Genomic DNA, 22,972 nt, shown 5'->3' with positions numbered 1-22,972 from the left:
TCAAAGCGTTTCCAGTTCGCTCAACAGCGCGTCGATCGCGCTCGCGGCGTCTTGTCCGGCATGCGCGCCGCGTTCGGCAAGCGCCCGGTCGATCGTCGATGCAACGCGCGAGAGCGTGCGTTCGTCGAAGAGCGTGCGCAGCGGCAACATCAACGACCAGTGCAGGTTCCCCTGTGCGTTGGCCTGAGTCGCAAGCAGCGAGTGACCGCCGAGGGCGAAGAAGTCGTCGTTGCGGCCGATGGCTTCGAGTCGCAACACGCGTTGCCAGATCGTCGCGAGTTCGCGTTCGGTTTCGGTCTGCGGGGCGTCAATCGTCTTCGTCTCGCGCGACGTCGCGGGCAGCGCGTTTCGATCGCACTTTCCGTTCGGCGTGACGGGCAGCGCATCCAGTTCGATTAGTTGCGCGGGCACCATGTATGCGGGCAGTTGAGCGCGCAGCGCGTCGAAGAGCATCGATTGATCGAGTGCGACTTCGCTGCGTGCGACGTAGCCGATCAACTGCTCGTCGCGCACGATCACGACCGCGTCGATTACGCCCGGCGCCGCGCGCAGGAGCGCCTCGATCTCGCCCGGCTCGATGCGCTGGCCGCGCAGCTTCACCTGCGTATCGATGCGGCCCAGGTAGTCGAGCGCGCCATCGTCGCGGCGGCGCGCAAGATCGCCCGTGCGATAGAGACGCGCGCCAGCCGTGAACGGATCGGGCACGAAGCGCTCGGCCGTGAGCGACGGCCGGCCGAGATAGCCGCGCGCAAGACCCGCGCCGCCGAGATACAACTCGCCGATTGCCCCCTGCGGCACTGGATGCAACGCCGCATCGAGCACATGCAGTTGCAGGTTCGCGATCGGATGACCGATGGGAACGGAGGGCGCGTCGGCATCGCTCGCGGTGCACGTCCAGTGCGACACGTCGATCGCCGCTTCGGTCGGGCCGTAGAGGTTGTAGAGACGCGCGTTCGGCAGCAGTTGCGCCACGCGCGCCACGAGTTCCGGCGCCAGCGCTTCGCCGCTTGCGACGATCCGCTCGATGCTCTTGCAGCGCGCGGCTTCGTTGAACTGGTCGAGATGGGCGACGAACGCCGCGAGCATCGATGGCACGAAGTGCAGCGTGCTCACGCGGTGCGTTTCGATCGCGGCGACGAGACGCGCCGGGTCGCGATGATCGCCGGGCGCGGCGATCGCGAGCTTCGCGCCGACCGCGAGCGGCCACACGAACTCCCACACCGATACGTCGAAGCCGAACGGCGTCTTGTGCAATACGACATCATTCGAGTCGAGGCGATACGCGTCCTGCATCCACGCGATGCGGTTCGCGAGCGCCGCATGCGTGTTGCCCGCACCCTTCGGCTTCCCAGTCGAGCCGGACGTGTAGATCAGATACGCAAGCTGTTCGCGTTCCACTTCGATGCACGCGTCGAGCGTCGTGCCGTGCTGCATCAGTTGATCGACGATTAGCACGCGCACGCCCGAGGCCCCGACACGTTCGCGCAGATGCGCTTGCGTGAGCACGACGGCGGGCTTCGCATCATCGAGCAGATAGCCGATGCGATCGGCCGGGTAGTCGGGATCGATCGGCAAATACGCGGCCCCGGCCTTCAACACGCCGATGAGCGCAACGACCATCTCGAACGAACGCTCGACGCACAGCGCGACCGCCGTGTCCGGTGCAACGCCCGACGCCAGCAGCGCGGCGGCGATGCGGTTCGCGTGGGCATCGAGTTCGGCGTAGCGCATTCGCTGGACCTGGCCGTACGCATCCGCGAATTCGAGCGCGATCGCATCCGGTGTGCTCTGCGCTGCGCGTTCGAATTGCCGATGCAACGGCAATTGCTGCGCCGCGCTCCAGGTCTGCGCGGTCGAGTTGTAGCGGGCTAGCGCGGCGAGATCGTCGGTAGTTGCGATCGAGATCGTGCCGAGCGGCGCGTCGGGATTCGCCACGATGCCGTCGAGGCATGCCGCGAACGCGCGATGCAGCGCGGCGACGCGCGTTTCGTCGATGCGTGCGGCGTCGTAGCCGTAGTCGATCGTCATCGATGCGCCCGCTTCGATCACGAGTGTCACCGCGAAATCGGTTGCTTCGATGTTGCGCAGGTCGCGCATTTTCAACGCACGTTCGTCGCGGCCGGCCCATGCCTCGTCGACCGGATAGTTCTCGAAGACGACAAGCGTGTCGAACAGCGCGCCGCCGCCTTGCCGCGCCCAGCGCTGGATATCGGCAAGCGGCGTGTGCGCATGCTCGGCTGCGGCGGCGTTGTCGCTCTGCAACTCGCGCAGCCACGCCGATGCCGCGCGCTGCGCCAGCGGCGCCGTGATGACGGGAAGCGTATTGATGAAAAGACCGAGCACGGTATCGACGTCGGACAATGCGTCGGGGCGGCCCGCGACAGTCGCGCCGAATGCCACCGACAATTGATGCGTCGTGCGTTGCAGCGCCAGCGCCCATGCGCCTTGCACGAGCGTGTTGGTCGTGACGTGCAGACGCCGCGCCGTATCGATGACGCGCGCCATCGTCGCAGCGTCGAGCGTCGCGCGCAAGACGCGGTTCTTTGCTTGCGCGCTCGCATCGCGTTGCGCGACGAGCGTCGGTTCGTCGAGGCGCGCGAGGCGCTCTAGCCAGAACGTTTTTTCAGCGCCCGTATCGCGTGCGGCGAGCCACGCGATGAAGTCGCGATAACGCGCCTTCGCGGGCGCCGCGAACGGTTGCGGGCGCGGCGGTTCGATGTAGTCAGTGAGCACGTCCGCGAACAGGCGCGCGGTGCTCCATCCGTCGAGCAGCAAGTGATGGCGCGTCCAGACGAGCCGCCATTCGTCGTCGGTCAGGCGAATCAGCGCGACGCGCATCAAAGGCGGTGCGCTCAGATCGAAGCCGCGTGCTCGATCGGCGATGAGCCATGCTTCGAAGGCTTCGCGTTGATCGCGCCAGTCGAGGACATGGAACGGAATCTGCGCCTGACGATGCACGATCTGCATCGGCGCGGCTTCGTCGGGCGTGAAGCTCGTGCGCAACATGTCGTGGCGCGGCACGGCGGCGGCGAACGCGGCGCGCAAACGCTCGACGTCCGGCGACGCCAGCGTCGCGACCAGTTGATTCACATACGTTGCTTGTTCGGGTGCGAGAAGCGAGTGGAAAAGGATGCCCTGCTGCATCGGCGAGAGCGGATAGATGTCGTCGATAGTACGCAGATCATGCGGCAAGCGGTCGAGCGCGGCTTGCGTCAACCCCTTGCCTTGTGCGAGCAGATAGTCGGAAGGCGTCGCGCCGCTGCCGCGTTCGGCGCATGCTGCCGTCATCGCAGCAAGCGATGCTTCAAAGCGCGCGGCCAACTCTTCGATCGTCGCGCGGTCGAATTGCGTAGACCCGTAGACCCAGTGCAGCTTCAACGTGCGCGCGCCATCGTTCGCGTCGATCCATGCGTGAATCGCGAGCGCATTGCCGAGCGGACCCGCCGGATTGCGTTCGCAACCCACGCCGCCGACACGAGGCACCAGCGCGGCTTCGCGTGGGGCGTCGAACTGGCCGAGATAGTTGAACGTCACGCGCGGACGCGGCACGCCGGCCAGTGCGGCGCGCGTGGCGTCGTCGCCGTAGTGGCGCAACACGCCGAAGCCGAGACCTTTGTGTGGCACTGCGCGCAACGCGTCCTTCACGGCGGCCGGCGAGCCGTCTGCGGGTAGCGCCACGGGATAGTGGCTCGTCAGCCAGCCGAGCGTGCGGCTTGCGTCGATATCGTCGAAGAGGGCTTCGCGGCCGTGGCCTTCGAGTTCGAGACGGCATGACGGCTGATGCGTCTTCTCGCCGATCGCTTGCGCGAGCGCCGCGATCAGCAGGTCGATCGTCTGCGTGCGATAGGCGGCATTCGCGTCGGTGAGCGCGGCGCGCGTGAGATCGGCGCCGAGCGTTTGTTCGATGACGACGGCATCGGCGTTCGTCGCACTGGCTTGCGGGTGATCGAGCGCGATGTCGTCGTGCGGGGCGGCTAGCGCGGTCCAATGCGGTACTTCCTGTGCGAACGGCGAATCGGTCTCGCGAGCGGCGCGTGCGAGACGCGCTGCCCAGTCCTGTGCGCGAACGCCCACAGGCGCCAGGCGCACGTTACGACGTTCGCATGCGGCGCGGTAGGCGGTATCGAGATCGTCGAGCAGGAAGCGCCACGACACCCCATCGACGATCACGTGATGGATCGCGAGATACAGCTTCGTACGGCCGTCGGGCAAGGCCGCGGCTAGCGCGCAGACGAGCGGCCCGCGCGTCAGATCGAGCGTACTTTGCAGGGCGTCGAATTGAGCGAGGGCATCGGTTTCGTCTACTGCTGAAGTAGCCGCGAGCGGCAACGTGTCGAACGCTTTCGGCGCCTGGATGAGCGCCCACGTCCCCTGCTCGAAGCGCTGGCTGAATATCTCGTGATGCGTGAGCAGCGCATCGAAGGCGCGCGCAAAAGCATCAAGATCGAACGGCGCCTGCGCATCGAATTCAATCGACTGGTTCCAGTGGCCGCGCTGCGGAATATCGAGCGCGAAGAACCGATGCTGCGCGGGCGTGAGGGTGGCGTTTTGCGTCGCGGGCGCTACGGTGGCCGGCTTGACGGCATCGACCGGCTTGGCGACTTGCGCCAGTTGCGCGACGGTCGGGCCATCGAACAACTGCTTCGGCGTGAAGCGCAGGCCGCGCTTGCGCGTGCGCGCGATCACTTGCAGCACGAGGATCGAGTCCCCGCCGAGTTCGAAGAAATTGTCGTCACGGCCGACATGTTCCGCCTTCAACACTTCCCTCCAGACAGCGGCGAGCGATTCCTCGGCGCTTCCGCGCGGCGCATCGCCAGCGGATACGGCAGGCGCCGGCGCCGCAGCCAAAGCGCGCAACGCGGCGCGGTCGATCTTGCCGTTAACGGTTACCGGCAATGCATCGAGCACGATGAGGACGGCCGGCACCATGTAGTCCGGCAACGTTGCATCGAGCGCATCGCGCAACGCTGTTTCGGCGACGGAACGCACCGTCACGAACGACGCAAGTCGCATGCGCCCTTCATGTTCAACCGCCAACGTTTCGGCATGCGTCACGCCATCGATGGCACAGAGCGCGGCGCTCACTTCGCCCGGCTCGACGCGATAGCCGCGAATCTTCACCTGATCATCGAGACGCCCAAGAAAATCGATACGCCGATCGGCACGCAGCCGCACACGATCACCCGTTCGATACAAGCGCTCGCCGTGTGCAAACGGATGCGGTACGAAGCGTTCGGCAGTCGCCGCCGCGCGGCCCAGATAGCCCCGCGCAACACCCGGCCCGCCGAGACACAGTTCGCCGATGCCGCCAGCCGGCACGCACGCGCCGTGCGCATCGAGCACCAACGCGGACGCATTCGGAAGCGGCCGCCCGAGCGGAACGCCTTGCGTCGAGTGCTTGGAAAGCGTGGCCGTATCGCACGTCAGCGCGCCGACGGTCGCTTCGGTCGGACCATAGTGATTGATCACGCGGCAACCCGGTTTGAGCGATACGATCCGTTCGACCAGCGTCCACGGCAGCGCTTCGCCGCCCGTCACGAGCGCATGCAACGGCAGCACATCGGCCGGATGTTGCGCGTCGAGGAGCGCATGCAAATGGCTCGGCACGATCTTCAGCACGCCGACTTCGCGCGCGCGCATTTCCTGCGCGAAGCGGTCCGGATCGAACGCGCATTGCGCCGGCAGCAGATGCAGGGTGCGCCCCGAGCACAGCGCGCCGAAGAGCGTCGTGTGGCCGAGGTCGGCGGCCACGGTCGAGACCATTGCCATCGATGCGTCGGGCTCGAAGGCCAGTTCGTCGAGCATGCCTTGCACGTAGTCGGCGAGCGCGCGATGCGAGATCGTCACACCCTTCGGCGTGCCCGTCGAGCCAGAGGTGAAGATGAGGTAAGCGGCCTGCTCAGGCGCGGGCGGCAAGCGGCGCGCGGCTGCATTTGCGAGCGACGTGTCTTGAGAGAGCGTATCGATGTCGAGCACTGAAGCGCGGCCGAGCTTTTGCTGCGCGCCGAGCGCCCATTGCGCGCCGCATGCATCGGCGGCGGCGGCGAGGCGTTCCGCAGGCATCGCGGGATCGAGCGGCACCGCATACGCGCCGGACTTCAGCACGCCGACCAGCGCGACCACGAAGCGCACCGACCGCTCGATGCAAATGACAACCGCCTGCTCAGCCCGGGCGCCGCGCTGTTGCAACGCGAGCGCGACGCGGTTCGATGCATCGTCGAGTTCTTCGAACGTGAGTTGCGCGTGCGCGTCGGCGAGTGCGATGCGATGCGGCGTCGCGCTCGCGTGCTGTGCGAAGAGCGCGAGCACGTCAGTGGCGACGAGCGGTAGCGTGCGGCCCTGCTGCGCGTCGTGGAAGGCGGGCGCGTCGGCGCAATCGAGCAGCGTGAGCGGACGCTGCGGATCGCGCACGGCATCCGTAAGCAGCGTCGCGAAACTGGCGAGCCATGCTTCAGCTGTCGCGCTGTCGATGCAATCGAGCGCATGGGCCGCCGTCAGTTCGATGTTGTTTGCATCGTCGGTGAAATCAAGCGCGAAATCGAAGCGCGCGGCGAGATCGGGACCGGGAGTCGCCACCGCCGATGCGTTCGGCAATTGCGCATGCAGCTCGGCATCGAACTGCTGCGCGAACTTCACGCGCAACCATTCGTCGCCGCGACGCACAGGAGGCTTGACCGCATCGAGCACCTGATCGAAGGGCACGTCCTGATGCGCGAACGCAGCAAGCGACGCGGCCCGCACGGCATCGACAAGCGTCGCGAACGTTGCCAGCGGATCGATGCGCGCGCGCAACGCGAGCGTGTTGAGGAACAAGCCGACGAGCCGCGCAGTCTCCGGCCGCTGGCGATGCGCAACCGGCACCGCGACGACGATATCGTTCGCACCCGTCAGGCGATGGAGCCATGCGTCGAACGCGGCAAGCAGAACGGCGAACGGCGACGCATGCGCGCGCCGCGCGAGTTCGCGCACATCGGCCGATACGCTTTCGGACAGCCGCAGCGACACGCGCGCGCCGCGATGATCGCGCTCGGCGGGGCGGGCGCGCTCAAACGGAAGCGCGAGCGGTTCGGGCGCTGCCATCAATGCTTCGCGCCAATGCGCGAGTTGCCGCTTGCCCTCTTCGCCCGCTACGAGTTCGCGTTGCCACTCGGCGTAGTCGGCGTACTGGATCGGCAAGGCGGGCAGCGAAGGTTCGCGCTTTTCAACGAAAGCCGTGTATGCGGCCGCCAGTTCATCGAAGACGCAGCGCGAACTCCAGCCGTCCATTACCGCGTGGTGAGCCGCAAGCATCAGGCGATGCGAATCATCGGCGAAGGTGACGAGGGTTGCGCGCGGCAGCGGGCCTTTCGATAGATCGAACGGTTCGCTTGCGTGGCGTTGAGCGAGTTGGTTCGCTTCGACATCGCGCGGCTTGACGTGAACGATCCGCACCGGCAAAGCCGCATGAATGCGCTGCATGACGATGCCGTCTTCGCTTTCGACGAGCGTCGTGCGCCACGCCTCATGACGTTCAATCACGTGATCGAGCGCGCGTTGCAGCGCGTCAACATCAAGCGCGCCGCGAATGTCCCAATGTCCAGCGATGTGATACGCCGAACCTGCATCGCGCGTTCGCGCCAGCACCCAGAAGCGCTGCTGCGCGAACGATGCGGCGCGATCCGTGAATCGTGCGGCCGTGGCGTTCTTTCTAGCCGCAATTTCCAGCGGACCACTTTCGACGTCGCTTCGATCGATCAGCGTGGCAAGCTCCGCGAGCGAAGGATCGTCGAACAGCGTATCGAGCCGCAGATTAACGCGCCATTCGATACGGATCGCGGCTTGCAACTGCATCGCTGCAAGCGAATCGCCGCCGCGTTCGAAGAAGCGCTCATCGCGACCGATCGGCGTGCGTTCGTTCAATATGCGCTGCCACGTTTGCGCGAGCTTGTGTTCGGTATTGGTTTCGGGCGCTGCGTAGTCGGCTTTAAACGCATGCTCGTCCACCGCGCGCTTGAGCGCATCGCGATCGAGCTTGCCGTTCAGCGTGTACGGCAAACGCTCGAGTCGCACGTAACGATGCGGCTGCCATGCGGCAGGCAAACGCTCGCCGAGATGGCTTTTCAGCGCGACATCGTCGAGCGCTTCATCGTTTGCGACGATGCACGCGGTGAGTTGCGTGCGGCCGTCGGCGGTATCGGCGAGGACGGCGGCGTCTCGCACAGACGGATGCGCACGCAGGCACGCCGCGATCTCGCCCGGCTCCACTCGCACGCCGCGAATCTGCACTTGATCGTCGATACGGCCGAGGTAATCGTAGGCGCCGTCCGCGCGTTCGCGAGCGAGGTCGCCCGTGCGGTAGATGCGCGCGCCCGCGTCGCCCGACGCATCAGGCAGGAAGCGTTCGGCCGTCAGCGCGGCGCGGCCGTGATAGCCGCGCGCGAGACAAGCGCCACCCAAAAGAAGCTCGCCATCGTCGATACGTGCGACGCGCAGACCGATCGGCCGTCCGATGGGCAGCGACGCGTACGCATCGTCGCCTGCAAGTTCGGGCGTGGCGCCGGGTTCGACAGGCCACAGCATCGGCGAAATGACGGCTTCGGTCGGACCATAGCCGTTGATTAGACGCACCGCCGGAAACACGCGCCGCACATGTTCGAACGCCTGCTGCGAGAGCGCCTCGCCACCGAACGCCAGCACTTTCAGCGATGCAGGCACGCCTGCACGCTCGGCGACGCTTGCGAACTCACGCAGATATGCAGGCGGGAACGCCGCAACGCTCACCTTCTCGCGCACGATCAGCGCATGCGCCGCTTCGGGCGCAAAAGGCGGCGGATCGCTGATGACGATGCTCGCGCCCATCGCGAGCGGTGCGAGCCAGCACTCGTGTGCAGCATCGAAATTGACCGACGCGAAATGCAGCAGGCGATCGTCCGAAGCAATCGGCAGCGTGGCGGCGAGCGCATCGCAGTGCGCTGCAAGCGGACCATGCTCGACTACGACGGCCTTCGGCGTGCCCGTCGAGCCGGACGTATAGATCATGTACGCCGCCGCGCGCGGATGGACAACAGCGTCTTCAAACGTGCTCTCTTCACGCGATACTTCGAAGCATTGCGTGAAACGGGCACGCATCGCATCGTCCGCCGATGGATCGACGATGCCGTGCGCAAGACCCGCATCCTTCGCGATCCAGTCGAGGCGCGCGGCCGGATGACGCGGATCGAGCGGCACGAACACGCCGCCCGCCTTCAACACCGCGAGCAGCGCGACGAAGAGTTCGCACGAGCGCTCGATACAGACGCCGACCCGCACCTCCGTCGATACCCCCGCCGCGCGCAGCTGCTTCGCCAGATGCGACGCTCGAGCATCGAGCTCGCCGCGCGAGAGCCTGCTTTCTCCCCGCGTGAATGAAGCAAGCGCAGGCGCTTCTGGATTGAGACGCGCAAGCGCGCGGAGTCGGAGATGCAACGCAGTCGGGAAACTCGTCATGAGCATGAAATCCTTCGGGGCTGGCCGCTTCGGCCAATCGCGGGGCCGCAGGAATTGCGGCTTCATTGGGATGACGAACCGCGCTAAAAAATTTTTACCGCCTTTGGTGCATTTCTCTTAGACGTGGCACGCTCACAGGGCCTAGCCGCCCGCCTCCGGTGCAAGATGCTAAATATTTCGCGTGCCCATCCGTCTAAAGATCAGGAGGCGCATCCCGCGCCCGAGTCTTATCTTTCTGTGACCCATTGCCGATGACCGTTGCCAACGAGCGTTACGACGCCCCGTCCTCACCCGACACCGCCGCACAGCAGTTGCCTGCCGCGCGCCTCATCCTCGCCTTGCTCAAGCGTTCTCGCGGCGCGTTCGCGCTTGCGCTCGTCGCGTGCGTGCTGAACGGCATCGCAAGCGTGATGCTGGTCGCGACGCTGAACCGCGCGCTCTCGCAGCCATCGCTCGCCGATACGTCGCTTGCGTGGCGCTTCGGTCTTTGCGCGGTCGTCGCGCTCGCGACGCGCGTGCTCTCCGGCGTGCTCTTCGCGCGCCTCTCGCAGGACACGATGGCGCAGTTGCGCGAGCACGTCGCGCGACGCGTGGCGGCGGCGGAATTGCGCGATGTCGAGCGCATTGGCGCCGCGCCCGTGCAGTCCGTGCTGACCGACGATGCCACCAACGTCTCGATGCTGTTCTTCGCGCTGCCCAACATCGTGATGCACGGCTCGATCGTGTTTGGTTGCCTCGCCTATCTGGCGTGGCTGTCGTGGCCGGTGTGCGTGCTCGCGCTCGCCGCGATCGTGACCGGCTCGCTCGGCTATCACACCGGCGACAAGCGCGCGATCGCCGCGCTCGAAGCCGCGGGGAAGTCGCAGGACAAGCTCTTCGGCTATCTCGGCGCGCTCTTCGCGGGCGCGAAGGAACTGAAGCTGCATCAGGCGCGCGCGCGGCAATTCGTCGACGGACAGCTCGGCACCGCGATCGGTGAGGTGCGCGATCATCGGCGGCGCGCGTTCAGCGCTTATGCGGTCGGGGTCGGCTGGATCATCTTCCTGTTCTATATGTTCCTCGGCGCGGCGGCGTTCTGGCCGACGCTCGGCGTGCGCGCCGATGCCTCCGCCGCGGCAGGATACGTGGTCGTGTTCCTGTTCATGCTCGTGCCGCTCGACGGCCTCCTGAACAACCTGCCGACCATCAATGCGGCGCGGGTCTCGCTCGACCGCATCGAGAAGGTCATGGCCGAGTTCGGCGGCTCGCCGAGCACGCCGCCGATGGCCGAGAATGCTTCGCACACGCCGTTTTCGACGCTTGCGCTGCGCGGCGTCACGCACTCGTATTTCCATGAGCGCGACGAGCGCATGTTCCGCATCGGACCTGTCGATCTGACATTCAGGCCCGGTGAGCTGGTGTTCATCGTCGGCGGGAACGGCAGCGGCAAGACGACGCTGGCGAAAGTGCTGACGGGGCTTTACGAGCCGGAAGGCGGCGTGATCGAGGTCGATGGGCGGCCAGTCGGCGCGGATGGACGGGCGGCGTACCGGCAGTGTTTCACGGCGGTCTTCAACGACTTCCATCTGTTCGATGCGCTGCTCGGAATCGTCGATCCGAACGATCCTTCGCGAGCCCAGGCCGATGCGCGCGCGAATGCGCTCGTGGCCAAACTCGCGCTCGATCACAAGGTGCAGGTGGTGGACGGCGCGTTCTCGACGCGCGCTTTATCGACGGGGCAAAGGAAGCGGCTTGCACTCGTGATCGCGTATCTGGAGGACCGGCCGTTTTATCTCTTCGATGAGTGGGCGGCAGATCAGGACCCGGCGTTCAAGGCGGTGTTTTACGAGCAGTTGCTGCCGGAGCTGCGTGGGCGCGGCAAGACCGTGGTCGTGATTACGCACGATGATAGGTACTTTCCGCTGGCCGACCGGGTGCTCAAGCTGGAGAACGGAAGTATCGTCAGCGAGCCGCAGGGGGCAAGGGCTGCGCTCAAGATTGCTGAGCCTGCGGGGAATGGGACCGTAGGGTGATGGAAGGCCGGCCGCTTCGAAGAGCGGCCGTTTTTCCTATAAGGGCTGCGCCTGCGCTAGGACCTCTGCGCGAATCTTGAGCGGCAAATCGCCGGGCGTCATCAGATCGACGCGAACGCCAGGAACAGACTCAAGCTCCTCTTGCAAGCCGCCAAGATCAAATAGAGTTGCGCCGGGAAGTGCGTCGACCAGCAAGTCGAGGTCGCTTTCGTCGAACCGAACTCGCGCGGATTCGCTGTCGGAATCCAGCTGACGGCTTCACGGATGGCACTGCGTTTCAGTTCGAGCACAACGGAGGGACGCATGGTGGCTTTCCTTATCGACGATTGCGCGAGATATTGAGCGCTACGGCTTCGGCAGCGCCAACAGCTTCTCAGTAATCATATCCCCCAGCCGCAACGCCGACATCGGCCCGCCGAAACCCCAGATATTCGGCTCGATCAGCGACACGCGCCCTTCCCGCTTCGCCGGCACGAAACGCCACACCGGCGAATTTAGCTTCGTATCGATCGGGACGTTCGCGCCCGTCGCGGTCACGAATAGCACTGACACCTCCGGCTTCTTCAGAAAATCCGCCGACGTCAGATAGATCGTGCCTTCGCGCGTCGGCTTCGACGGCCACAGCTCGACGCCCAGCGCCCGCGCCACGCCCGCCGCCGAGCTGTTGCCCGTGTAGGCCCAGTAACGGTCCGGCAACCCCAGTTCCTGCAGCAACGCGAACTGCGTGCCGCTTCGGCCAGCCGCTGCGAGTCGCGCGGCATCGCGTGCGAGACCCGCATCGAGTTTCGCTTCGACCGCCTGCGTCGCGTCCTCGCGACCCGTAAGACAGCCGATCGTGCGAAAGATCGTGCGCGTCCAGTCGAGCTGCGTCTCTTCGACGCCGCCCTTTTCCACGTCCGGGCTGAACTGGAACAGCACGGTCGGCGCGATGCGGTCGAGCGCGTCGAAGATCGGCGCATGGCGATAACCGACGCCGACGATCAAATCCGGCCGCGTCGACGCAATGGCTTCGAGACTCGGCTCCTGGCGCGTACCGACCTCGGGGACGCCCGCGAAGCGCGCGCTGTCGTAGCCGATCCAGCCCGCGTAATACTCGGGATCGACGAGGCCGACCGGCGTCATGTCGAGCGCGGCGAGATCCTCGGCGAACATGAATTCGAGCACGACGACGCGCTTCGGCTTAACCGTCATCTTGCGGCTGAACTGGGAAACCGTCGGGTTGGTGGCGAGCGGGCCGCACATCGGTTGAGCCGCATCGACCGCGCCGCTCGCGAACGTCATCCACGCGAGTACGGCTACGCTCGTCGCCTTCAGCGTGTGACGCAAACGCGCACCGCTCATCGGTGGATTGCGTCCTGAAGCGCGAGGTCGTCGTCGCTCATCGTCAGTAGTAAGGGGCAGCTTGCGCACAGTTGCGTCTCTCCTGGAATTTCATAGCGCACGCAGCACACGCGGCGCGCGCGAAACGGGCTCGGCAGCAGAACCGATCGCGGCTTCATGTCGCGCAACGGCATGCGCAGCGGATTAGGCTCGCCATCGGGGCCGATCGGGGCGAAGAGCCAGGCGGCGTCATCGTCGGGCGGCTTGGTTGTGGTTTGCTCGAGCACGTAGTCGAGCAGATTGCCCGCGTTGCTCCACAGCACGCGCGGCGCGATGCGCGCCATGCTTGCGAGCATATCGATCACGGCGTGCAGGTGATCGAGGAGTCCGGCGTAGCGGAGCGCGGGATCGCCGGCGGGGGGATGCAGCGCGTTTTCTGCGAAGTAGAGTGCAGCGGGCATGCCTGCGCGCAGCACGAGTTGTGTGCGCGCGGGAGACATGTCGAGGTTGCGTCGTAACAGCCGGGCCGCGACGACACCTGCCGGGGCGGCAAGGCCGAAGTAGTACTTGCTCCATTGCGATAACAGCGCGCGCGCATGCAGATCGGGGTCGCCGCCGTAGAGTTCGGTCATTGCGTCGAGTAATGCGGCGCGATGATCGACCAAGGAGGATAGGGGAATGCGGATGGTTTCGCCGGCAAGGGCAGCGCTGTCGTCATCGGGGATGCCTAGCCAAACGTTTTCTAAATATGGCTTTAGCGCATCAGGGGCGAATAAGGCAAGGCATTGGGAGGTGCTGGGTTGCGTGCATAAGATGCTAACGGCATGCGTTGCGTTAGCGGCTTGCGTTGCTTTAGCGGCTTGCGTTGCGTCAGCGCCTTGAGTTGCGTCAGCGCCTTGAGTTGCGTCAGCGGCCGCTGTAGCAACACGCGTCGCGTCACAGCCATCCACTGCGCCGACAGCCTCCCCGCTCCTCCCGATCACCGTCCGCCCCGCTTCTCACGCCGCGTCTGCACGATCAAAAGCACCAGCAAATACGGCGCTCCGATCAGCGCGGTCAGCACCCCCGCCGGGATTTCCCTCGGCGCGAGCAGCGTGCGCGCCGCGACATCCGCCGCCGCCAGGACGATCGCGCCAAGCGCCGCAGCAAGCCACAGCCGCGTGCCATGCGTGCGCGCCCCGAGCATAGTCGCGAGATGCGGCGCCATCAGCCCGATAAAGCCCACCGGCCCCACCGCCGCCACTGCCGCGCACGCGGCAAGCGTCGCGATCGTCAGCACCAGCGGCCGCAACACGCCGATCGGCAAGCCGAGCGCGACGGCCTGATCGTCGCCGAGCGCGAGCAGATCCAAAGGACGCGCGAGCAGCGCAAAAACCGGCAACGCCAGCGCGCACCACGGCAAAATCATCGCGACCTCGCCCCAACTGCGTCCATACGTGCCGCCGATCAGCCACACGACGAACCGCGCTGGCTGCACGCTCTGCTGCGTGATGAGCCATTGCGCGAGTGTCGTCCACAGCGTCCCGATCACGATGCCCGTCAACGCCACCGCGAGCGGCGCATATTGATGCCTCCGGTTCAAAAGCAGCGTGAGCACGAGCGTCGCGCCACCACCCGCGAGTGCGGCGGCGCCGAGAATCGAATGACCGACGAGCGGCCAGATCATCAGCACGGCGAGCGTCGCGAGTCCGGCGCCCTGCGTCACGCCCAGCACTTCGGGCCCGGCAAGCGGATTGCGCACGATGCTCTGCATCAGCACGCCGCTCGCCGCGAGCAGCGCGCCCGCAAGCAGCGCGCAGAGCAATCGCGGCACGCGCAGATCGAGCAGCATCCGGCCGATGTCGTCGCGATGATGCAGCACGGCGAGCCAGCGCTCAGGACCGAGCCACGTCGGGCCGAACGACGCACCCAAAACCAGCACCGCAGCGCCCGCCGCGAGCAGGATCATCGCGATGACCGGCCACGGCAACGCCGCGATCGCGCGCACGAAGCGCGTGCCGCCGCCCGCCGCTGATCGCTCCGGCCCCGCGTGCAGCACGCCCGACCACGCGGCGCCGCTGCGGATCAATGCGAGCATCAGCGGTGTGCCGAGAAAAGCGATCGCGACGCCGGTCGAGAGCGTCGAGTCGAGGTCGAGGGCGAGCACGGCGCTGTCGGTTACCAGCACGAGCGCGCCGCCCGCCAGCGCCGCCAACGGCACGAGCGCGCCGAGCTTCGACGCCTTCGCGCCGCGCATCTGGCGCAGCAAGTTCGGCGCGATCAGCCCGACATACGACAGCGGCCCCGCGATGCTCACCGCGACGCTCGCAAAGCCGACGGCGACGGTCATCGCAGCGAGCCGCGTCGCGTCGACGCGCACGCCGGCAGCGGCGGCGGCATCGTCGCCGAGGGCGAGCGGATCGAGCGGACGGATCACGAAAGGCAACGCGACGAGCGGCGCCGCGAGCCAGCCGAGCGCGGTCAAGAGCCCTGCCGCGCCCGGCTGGTACAGGCTGCCGCTCGCCCACAGCGAGGCACCGACCACCGTCTGCTCGAAGAAGGCAAGCAAGAGCGTCGTGATCGCGGAGAAGAGCAGCATCGAGACGCTGCCGGCGAGCACGAGCCGCAGCGGCGTCGCGCGCCAGCCGCCGGCGGCCGCCGCGACACACGCCGCCGCCGCGAGCCCGCATGCGAAAAGGAGCGGCACCGACGCCGCGCCCACGAGCGACGGCACGATCATCGCGGCGACGAGGCCCAGTTGCGCGCCGCCCGTGATGCCGAGCAGATCGGGCGACGCGAGCGGATTGCGCGTGAGCGCCTGAAAGAGCGTCCCCGCGACCGCGAGGCAGCCGCCTGCGACGAGCGCCGCCACGACGCGCGGCGCATCGAGATCGAAGAGAAAGATGCCGGCGAGTTGCGCGGCATCGGTGCCGGACGGCGCGGCGAGCCACGCTCGCAATTCCGGCGCGAGGCGCATCGCGGCGACCGCCACGATCAACGCGACGAGCGCCGCGCCGATCACGCCGACGCGATCCTGCGCGGCCCCGCCTACGGCCGACGATGCACGACGCATGCGCTTGCGGGCTGCGAGCGTCGTCATGCGGCAATGTCCTTCTTCGAGCGCACGGGGTGCACGGGGTCATAGGCCGGGACACACATCGGTGCGCCCGTCTGCGGATGCGCGATCTTGAGCATCGGCACGCCGAAGGTCTCGAACAGATGCGGCGGATCGAGCATCGCATCGGGCACGCCGTGCGCGATCACGCGTCCCGCGCGCATCAGCACGATTTCGTCGCTGTAGGCGGCGGCCTGATTCAGGTCGTGCAGCACCCAGACGATCGTCAGCCCGCGCTCGCGATTCAGACGCCGCAACTCGCGCAGGATGTCGAGCTGATGATGGATGTCGAGATAGGTCGTCGGCTCGTCGAGCAGGACGATCGGCGCCTGCTGTGCGAGCGCCATCGCGATCCACGCGCGCTGCCGCTCGCCGCCGGAGAGCGCGGCGACGTCGCGCGTGGCGTCGTCGGAGAGGCCGCTCGTTTCCAGCGCCTCGTCGATCGCTTCGTGGTCAGCGTGCGTCAAGCCGCGCAGCCAGCCGCCATGCGCGTAGCGCCCGTATGCCACGAGCTCACGCACGGTCAGGCCTGCCGGAATCTGGTTGAACTGCGCGAGCATCGTGAGCGTGCGCGCGAGCGCGCGCCGCCGGAACGTGGCGATCGGCGCGCCGTTCACTTCGATTTCCCCCGAGCGTGCAGGCTGCAGTCCCGCGAGCGTGCGCAACAGCGTGCTCTTGCCGCAGCCGTTCGGTCCGCACAGCGCGGTGATGCGTCCCGCGCCGATCTGCAAGTCGAGGCCGTCGAGCACGACGTTGTCGCGGTAGCCGACCGTCAGCGAGCGCGCCGTCAGCGCCGCTCCAACCGTCTTCGTCATCGTTGCGCCGTCCGCTCGCTGTAGCTTTGCGCCATCGCGACGACGACCTTGCGCGGCCCTTCGAACGGATCGCGCGCATGGGCGGTCAGCATGTTGTCGAGCATCAGCACGTCGCCCGTCAGCCATGGAAATACGATGCGCTGCTGTTCCAGCACACCGCGAATCTCGGCGAGCGCATCGGCTTCGATCGGCTCACCGTCGCCGTAGTAGACGTTGCGCGGCACGTTCTCCAGACCGACCGCATCGACGAGCGCTTCCTGCATGTCCTCGTCGAGCGCCGACAGGTGAAAGAGGTTCGCCTGGTTAAACCACACCATGTCGCCCGTCTTGGGATGGCGCGTGACCGCCTGACACCGCTCCTGCGTGCGGAGCAAAAGCTCGCCGTCGTCGCTGTCGCGCCATTCGCAATCGATACCGCGCGCCACGCAGATGCGCTCGACCTCGCGCGGATCGTCCGAGCCGAACGCCTGCTGCCACGGCAAATCGAGCCCTTGCCCGAAGTTGCGTATGTAGAGCAGCTCGCGCTTCGCGAAGCGTGCGACGAGCGCCGGATCGAGCGCGCGGTAGATCGCGCGGCTGTCGGCGATCGGCGTCGCGCCGCCCGAGCGCGCGGCGAGCGCGCAGTGGAACCAGATGCGCAACGGCCACTCGCGCGTGTACGACTGCTCGTTGTGCAGCGGGATCGAGCGATGCGGCGGATATTCCGTCGACGTATAGACGGCGCCCTCGACCTGGCTGCGCGGCGTCGACGCGAATTCGTAGCCGATCAGCGGATGCCCGAACGAGCCGGCGAACTGCTGGAACGCATCGATCGATTCGACGCGAAAGCCTGTGAACAGCACGCCGCCCGCGCGTTCAAGCGTGTCGCTGACGATCGCGCGCAAGAGCGGCGCCGCTTCATCGAGCGAGAGATCGGCACCCGCGACCGGCGAGACGACGGTCGGCAAGCCGGGCTCGATGCGCAGGTCGGCGAGCGTCAGGCGCGGCAGGGAAAGTTGAGTCATGCAGGATTCTCCGGCGCTTACGACGCGACGCCGTCCATGTGGCGGCGCAGGCTCGCGGGACGCATGTCGGTCCACACGGTCTCGATGTAGGCGAGGCAGTCGGCCTTCGCGCCGCTCTTGCCCGCTTCGCGCCAGCCGGCCGGCACGGCGCGGTACGCCGGCCAGATCGAGTACTGCTCTTCGTCGTTGATGACGACCGTGTAGACGACGTCGTCCGCCGGGGTGGTCGAAATGTTTTGAGCTTGAGTCATGTCGGTGGCTTGGTCGGTTGGATTCAGGATCGGCGGCAATTCTGGAAAACGCCGGCTTCATCGAATAGACGTTTGGCGCGCGCGGATTTTTACCGGCGCGCGGGTGCGTGGCTTATGAGCGGTTCGCCGCGGCGTCTTGCCGGCGGCGCGCCCGGCCGCCCAAAAACGCCGGACACGCGACGTTGCGGTCGCCGGCGTCCAGGCAGTCGGCGCAATGCTTCTCGGCATCGCGGACCATGAAGTGCACGAGCGTCTGCGACACGTTCAGCGCGCGCGCCGTGCTCTGCAGCGTTTCGTCGGAGAGACGCACCATCTCGAACGCCGTCCGGCTGCGCGCCGGCAGTTGCGCGAGCGCATCGAAGACGCGGCGCAGCGTGTCGCGCGCCTGCACCTTCGCTTCGGGCGTGAGTTCGTGCGAGGGGACGTCGAGGCCGTCGTCCTCGTCGGCGTGATAGGTGTTTTCGAGGCTCTGGCGGCGGCACGCATCGATCGACGCATTGCGCACCATGCGCGTCACGTAGCAGATCGGGCGGCGCACGGCGTCCTGGTCCGGCAAATCCATGAGCTGGATAAAGACGTCGTGGACCACGTCCTCCGCCCGGCTCGCACAGCCGACGAAACCGCGCGCGAAATTCACGAGCATCGGCCGGTTCGCGATGGCGACATCGAGCAACGTCTCTCGCGCGCGCACGGCGTCGTCGCCATGAGGCACGGCACGCCGGCGCGCGTGTTGAGAGACGAACATCGACGATAGCGCCGTCGATGGCCTGGACGAGTCGAGCACTCCTGCCATTGGTCACTCCGCATATTGAGACAACCCGCAACATACTCTAAACGCGAATCATTCTCAACTTTAACGTTTGCGACGGCAGGGCTTTCGGGTTGATGCGCATGCGCCGGTTTCGTCAACCAGGCGCACACATGCCTATGCGCTCAACCGTGCGCGTGCGCCGGATTGCGGCACGTCGCGGCGTCGTGGTTCGTGTCGTTCCAGGCCGAACCCAGGATGATGCTGCAGAAGTTAAGCCGCTTGTAGCTCGGGTCTTTCAGCGCGAGGACATCGGCCTTGACGTTACCGAACGTGCTCTCGGGCTTCTTGATCGTGCCCAGCGCGAACGCATCGATGATGCCTTCCTTGAAGCGGTCCCCGCGCGGATGCGCGGCCACGACGAGGCGGCGCTGGTCGTCCGTGAATTCGTCGTAGGCGAGACCGAGCACGTCCATCTCGACGCCCGCCGTCACGAGCGCGACCACCGGCTTCTTGTATTGCGGAATGCCCGGCGTCGTGTGCAGCGCGATCGCGTCCCACACCTGCTCGATCTCGCTCTCGCCGATGCCGTAGCGCACGAGGAAATCACGCGCGGCGTTCGCGCCGTCGACTTCGAAGCGATCTTGCGGGCTGCTGTATGCGTCCATCAGGCCCATGTCGTGGAACATTGCGCCGATGTACAGCAGTTCCGCGTCGTATTTCAACTGCTTGCGTTCGCCGGCCAGCGCGCCGAACAGAAACACGCGGCGCGAGTGGTGATACAGCAGATCGGTTTCGGTATCGCGCACGAGCTGGGTCGCGTCGCGCGCCATCGTGCTGTCGGGAATTCGGATGCCTGCGATGATTTCGCTCATTTGGTGTCGCTCCTGATGGCTGGGAAAGAGAGGTCGGCCGATGAATTCAGTGTGAAGGCGCGCGCTTCAAGCGACAATCGCAGCCATGCGTCGATCCCTGCCAAGCGCACGGCGTCTTCTGCCAGCCTTGAAGCGGGCCCCTCCAACCTTCCCTTTCCCGCCGATGCGAACCGTCGCCATTGCGATTTTTCCGGGAGTGCAGGCGCTCGACGTCGCCGGCCCCGTCGATGTCTTTGCGGAGGCCAACGGCTTCATCCCCGGGCACGATGCCTATTCGATCACCCTCGTCGCGTCTGACGCGGGCGCCGTGCGCACCTCGAATGGCACGCGCCTCTTCGCCGACCAGAGTTTCGCCGACGCGCGCGAGCGCTACGACACCGCGCTCGTCGCCGGTGGCCCGGGCCTGCCGGTCGATGCGCCCGAGCCGCGCCTGACGCACTGGCTCGCCGATGTCGCCGCTAGCTGTGAGCGTTACGGCTCGATCTGCACCGGCGCGTTCGCGCTCGGCCACGCGGGGTTGATCGACGGACGGCACGTCACGACGCACTGGCAGAACGCGCCGCAGCTCGCGCAGCAGTTCCCGCGCGCGCGGGTCGAACTCGACCGTATCCATCTGCGCGACGGACCGCTCGTGACGTCGGCGGGCGTGACGGCCGGGATCGACGTGGCGCTCGCGCTCGTCGCGGAGGATCACGGTGCGCAGGTGTCGCTCGCGGTGGCAAAGCGGCTAGTCGTCTTCGCGCAGCGGCGCGGCGGACAGTCGCAATTCAGCCCCTACCTCAGCGCGCCCGCCGACGAAACTTCGCCCGTCGCGAAGGTGCAGGCGCACGTGATGGAGCACATCGGCGAGCCGCTAACGGTGGAGCGGCTCGCGCAGGTCGCCGGCATGAGCGCGCGCAGCTTCGCGCGCGCCTTCGTGCAGCTCGCGGGACTGACGCCGCACGAATTTGTCGAGCGCGCGCGTGTCGACGCGGCGCGCAATGCGCTCGAAAGCAGCGACGCGCCGCTGAAGACCGTCGCGTGGGAGTGCGGGTTCGGCACGGCTGATCGCATGCGGATCGTTTTCGTGCGGCGCCTCGGCGTCAGCCCGAACGATTACCGCACGAGTTTTCGAAAACGCTGACGACACGCCGCATGCTGCACAGCACCAAGGACAAGAGGCCCGCCGCGCGCGATCCTTGACTACACTGGCAATGGCGGCCGGGCACGCACGATGCGAGCCGCACGCCACGACCACGACACCGGGAAAACGATCATGCGCCGAACCATTGCCACCGTGTCGCTCAGCGGGACGCTGCCCGAGAAGCTGGAGGCCATCGCGGCCGCGCGTTTCGACGGCATCGAGCTCTTCGAAAACGACTTCGTCAACTACAAGGGATCGGCCGCCGAAGTGCGGTCGATGGTCGCCGATCTCGGCCTCACGATTGATCTCTACCAACCGTTTCGCGACTTCGAAGGCATGCCCGAGGCGCAGTACCAGCGCAGCCTGGAACGCGCCGAGCGCAAGTTCGACCTGATGCAGGAGCTGGATGTATCGATGGTGCTGTGCTGTTCGAACACGTCGCCGCTAACCATCGACGACCCCGAGCTCGCGGCCGCGCAACTGCATGATCTGGCGACACGCGCGGCGGCGCGCAATCTGCGCGTCGGCTTCGAGGCGCTCGCGTGGGGCCGCAAGACGAATCTGTACGGTCAGGCGTGGGAGATAGTGCGGCGCGCCGATCATCCGCACCTCGGGTTGATCCTCGACAGCTTTCATACGCTTTCCCTGAAGGACGATCCGGCGGGCATCGCCGACATTCCCGGCCACAAGATCTTTTTCCTGCAAATGGCCGACGCGCCGCTCCTCTCGATGGACGTGCTGCAATGGGCGCGCCACTACCGCTCGTTTCCGGGACAGGGCCAGTTCGACATGGCGACCTTCCTCGAGCAGGTGCTGCTCGCGGGGTACACGGGGCCGCTGTCGCTGGAAATCTTCAACGACGTCTTTCGCGAGACGCCGAACCGCCGCATCGCCGTCGATGCCATGCGCTCGCTGCTCTATCTCGAAAGCCAGGTGCGGCAAAGTCTGGAGAACCCCGCGTCACGCGACGACACGCGCGAAAATCAGCGTCAGCGCGTGCTGCAGCGAATCGAGTTGTACAGCCCGCCGGCTTTGCCCGATATCGCGGGGCTGTCGTACATCGAATTCGCCGCCGATGAAGCGTCGGGGGAAGCGTTCGGCAAGCTCCTGCTGCAACTCGGCTTCCGGCGCGCGGGCAAGCACCGGTCGAAGGCGGTCGTGCTGTATCGGCAGGGGGACGTCAACCTGATCGTCAATGCGCAGCCGAATTCTTTCGCGCGCCGGCGCTTCGACACTCACGGCCTTTCCGTCTGCGCGATCGCCGTGCGCACAACCGATCCCGAGCGCGCCGTCGGACGCGCGACCGCGATGCAGTCGAAGCGCTACGACGGTCCCGTCGGTACGTCCGAGCAGCAGGTTCCGGCGGTCGTTTCTCCGGGCGGGAGTCTGGTCAGTTTCGTGTCGTCGGCGCTCGGGCCGAACGGTCTGTACGAAGCCGATTTCATCCTCGACGAGGAAGAAGACGGCGCGCCCGACGCGGGTCTCGAACACATCGATCACGTCGCGCTCGGGCTTGCGGTCGATCAACTCGACACGTGGATCCTGTTCTCGCGCGCGGTGCTCGGCCTGGAGCCGGGCGAGAGCCTGGAACTCGCCGATCCGTTCGGTCTCGTGCAGAGCCGCGGCGTCGCGAACGCGGACCGCAGCATGCGGCTCGTGCTCAACGTGTCGCCAGGGCAGCGCACGCGCACCGCGCGCACGGTCGCGGCGGGCGGCGGCGTGACCGTGCATCACATCGCGCTGAGTTCGCACGACATCTTCGACAGCGTCGCGCGCTTGCGGGCGAGCGGTACGCGCTTCGTCCCGATCTCCCCGAACTACTACGACGACTTGCTCACGCGCGTCGATATCGATCCGGGCCTGCTCGCGAAGATGCGCAGCGCGGGCGTGCTGTTCGACCGGTCGCCGGCGGGCGACTACTTGCACGTTTACACCGAGAGCATCAATGACGGGCTGTTCTTCGAAATCGTCCAGCGCGTGAACGCATACGACGGATACGGGGCCACCAACGCGCCGGCGCGGATGGCGGCTCAGGCGCAGAAGCAGACGCAGGAAGAGGGGAACGCATAAGGGCTTGGGCTGCGCGTTGGGCTTGGGCTGCGGGTTGGGCTTGGGCTGCGGGTTGGGCTTGGGCTGCGGGTTGGGATTGGGCCGCGCGTTGGGCTTGGGCTGCGCGTCGGGCTCGGGCCGGAAATTTTCAAGCTAGATGTCGCCTCAACGATTGGATTTCAGGCGGCTTTTTGCTCTTGCGTTTGAGGGTGTCGA

The 22,972-nt window shown here is 66.5% G+C and carries 12 protein-coding genes and 1 pseudogene; 3 read left to right on the top strand and 10 right to left on the bottom strand.

Features of this window, described 5'->3' with window-relative positions:
• Positions 1-9,465 (bottom strand): non-ribosomal peptide synthetase, encoded by a 9,465-nt coding sequence (locus AWB67_RS11845; RefSeq protein ID WP_087656557.1) that lies wholly within the window; start codon positions 9,463-9,465, stop codon positions 1-3.
• Between the two features lie 251 nt (positions 9,466-9,716).
• Between AWB67_RS11845 and AWB67_RS11840 the strand changes: the two genes are divergently transcribed.
• Positions 9,717-11,477, top strand: coding sequence for a cyclic peptide export ABC transporter (locus AWB67_RS11840; RefSeq protein ID WP_087656432.1), 1,761 nt, complete (start codon positions 9,717-9,719; stop codon positions 11,475-11,477).
• Between the two features lie 36 nt (positions 11,478-11,513).
• On the opposite strand, the pseudogene AWB67_RS11835 reads toward AWB67_RS11840, so the two are convergent.
• The 9 genes and pseudogenes from AWB67_RS11835 to AWB67_RS11795 all read right to left on the bottom strand — a co-directional run bounded on the left by AWB67_RS11835 (position 11,514) and on the right by AWB67_RS11795 (position 19,584).
• Positions 11,514-11,782: pseudogene (locus tag AWB67_RS11835) on the bottom strand (nucleotidyltransferase family protein).
• Positions 11,783-11,822: 40 nt separating this feature from the next.
• On the bottom strand, positions 11,823-12,758 hold the full coding sequence (locus AWB67_RS11830) for an ABC transporter substrate-binding protein (protein ID WP_087656556.1): 936 nt from the start codon (positions 12,756-12,758) through the stop codon (positions 11,823-11,825).
• Between the two features lie 56 nt (positions 12,759-12,814).
• The gene (gene fhuF / locus AWB67_RS11825) at positions 12,815-13,612 is read right to left on the bottom strand and encodes a siderophore-iron reductase FhuF (RefSeq protein WP_087656555.1); all 798 of its coding nucleotides are present in this window, start codon (positions 13,610-13,612) and stop codon (positions 12,815-12,817) included.
• Between the two features lie 164 nt (positions 13,613-13,776).
• Entirely contained in the window at positions 13,777-15,876 is a 2,100-nt protein-coding gene (fhuB, locus tag AWB67_RS11820; protein ID WP_087656431.1) for a Fe(3+)-hydroxamate ABC transporter permease FhuB, read from the bottom strand.
• Complete coding sequence (locus AWB67_RS11815) at positions 15,873-16,706, bottom strand: ABC transporter ATP-binding protein (RefSeq protein ID WP_087656430.1); 834 nt, start codon at positions 16,704-16,706, stop codon at positions 15,873-15,875. Before AWB67_RS11815 ends, fhuB begins: the two co-directional genes overlap by 4 nt.
• Positions 16,703-17,710: a TauD/TfdA family dioxygenase gene (locus tag AWB67_RS11810; RefSeq protein WP_087656429.1), complete on the bottom strand. Its 1,008-nt coding sequence runs from the start codon at positions 17,708-17,710 to the stop codon at positions 16,703-16,705. The genes AWB67_RS11815 and AWB67_RS11810 overlap by 4 nt, the downstream gene beginning before the upstream one ends.
• A gap of 17 nt (positions 17,711-17,727) precedes the next feature.
• Complete coding sequence (locus AWB67_RS11805) at positions 17,728-17,961, bottom strand: MbtH family protein (protein WP_087656554.1); 234 nt, start codon at positions 17,959-17,961, stop codon at positions 17,728-17,730.
• Positions 17,962-18,073: 112 nt separating this feature from the next.
• On the bottom strand, positions 18,074-18,706 hold the full coding sequence (locus tag AWB67_RS11800) for an RNA polymerase factor sigma-70 (RefSeq protein WP_087656553.1): 633 nt from the start codon (positions 18,704-18,706) through the stop codon (positions 18,074-18,076).
• Between the two features lie 188 nt (positions 18,707-18,894).
• Complete coding sequence (locus AWB67_RS11795; RefSeq protein WP_087656428.1) at positions 18,895-19,584, bottom strand: HD domain-containing protein; 690 nt, start codon at positions 19,582-19,584, stop codon at positions 18,895-18,897.
• A 163-nt stretch (positions 19,585-19,747) separates the two neighbouring features.
• On the opposite strand from AWB67_RS11795, the gene AWB67_RS11790 reads away from it, so the two are divergent.
• Positions 19,748-20,707, top strand: a complete 960-nt coding sequence (locus AWB67_RS11790; RefSeq protein WP_087656427.1) for a GlxA family transcriptional regulator — start codon at positions 19,748-19,750, stop codon at positions 20,705-20,707.
• 132 nt (positions 20,708-20,839) lie between these two features.
• Positions 20,840-22,777: a bifunctional sugar phosphate isomerase/epimerase/4-hydroxyphenylpyruvate dioxygenase family protein gene (locus AWB67_RS11785; protein WP_087656552.1), complete on the top strand. Its 1,938-nt coding sequence runs from the start codon at positions 20,840-20,842 to the stop codon at positions 22,775-22,777.
• Positions 22,778-22,972: the final 195 nt, after the last annotated feature.

Source organism: Caballeronia terrestris, assembly GCF_001544515.1.
Taxonomy (GTDB): domain Bacteria; phylum Pseudomonadota; class Gammaproteobacteria; order Burkholderiales; family Burkholderiaceae; genus Caballeronia; species Caballeronia terrestris.
The sequence above is the reverse complement of the archived record's forward strand: the minus strand, read 5'-3'. Positions and strand labels throughout refer to the sequence as shown.

Coding starts and splice junctions, on each gene's coding strand:
- AWB67_RS11845 (WP_087656557.1), bottom strand. CDS start 9,465: ATGACGAGTTTCCCGACTGCGTTGCATCTCCGACTCCGCGCGCTTGCG.
- AWB67_RS11840 (WP_087656432.1), top strand. CDS start 9,717: ATGACCGTTGCCAACGAGCGTTACGACGCCCCGTCCTCACCCGACACC.
- AWB67_RS11830 (WP_087656556.1), bottom strand. CDS start 12,758: ATGACGTTCGCGAGCGGCGCGGTCGATGCGGCTCAACCGATGTGCGGC.
- fhuB (WP_087656431.1), bottom strand. CDS start 15,876: ATGACGACGCTCGCAGCCCGCAAGCGCATGCGTCGTGCATCGTCGGCC.
- AWB67_RS11815 (WP_087656430.1), bottom strand. CDS start 16,706: ATGACGAAGACGGTTGGAGCGGCGCTGACGGCGCGCTCGCTGACGGTC.
- AWB67_RS11810 (WP_087656429.1), bottom strand. CDS start 17,710: ATGACTCAACTTTCCCTGCCGCGCCTGACGCTCGCCGACCTGCGCATC.
- AWB67_RS11805 (WP_087656554.1), bottom strand. CDS start 17,961: ATGACTCAAGCTCAAAACATTTCGACCACCCCGGCGGACGACGTCGTC.
- AWB67_RS11800 (WP_087656553.1), bottom strand. CDS start 18,706: ATGTTCGTCTCTCAACACGCGCGCCGGCGTGCCGTGCCTCATGGCGAC.
- AWB67_RS11795 (WP_087656428.1), bottom strand. CDS start 19,584: ATGAGCGAAATCATCGCAGGCATCCGAATTCCCGACAGCACGATGGCG.
- AWB67_RS11790 (WP_087656427.1), top strand. CDS start 19,748: ATGCGAACCGTCGCCATTGCGATTTTTCCGGGAGTGCAGGCGCTCGAC.
- AWB67_RS11785 (WP_087656552.1), top strand. CDS start 20,840: ATGCGCCGAACCATTGCCACCGTGTCGCTCAGCGGGACGCTGCCCGAG.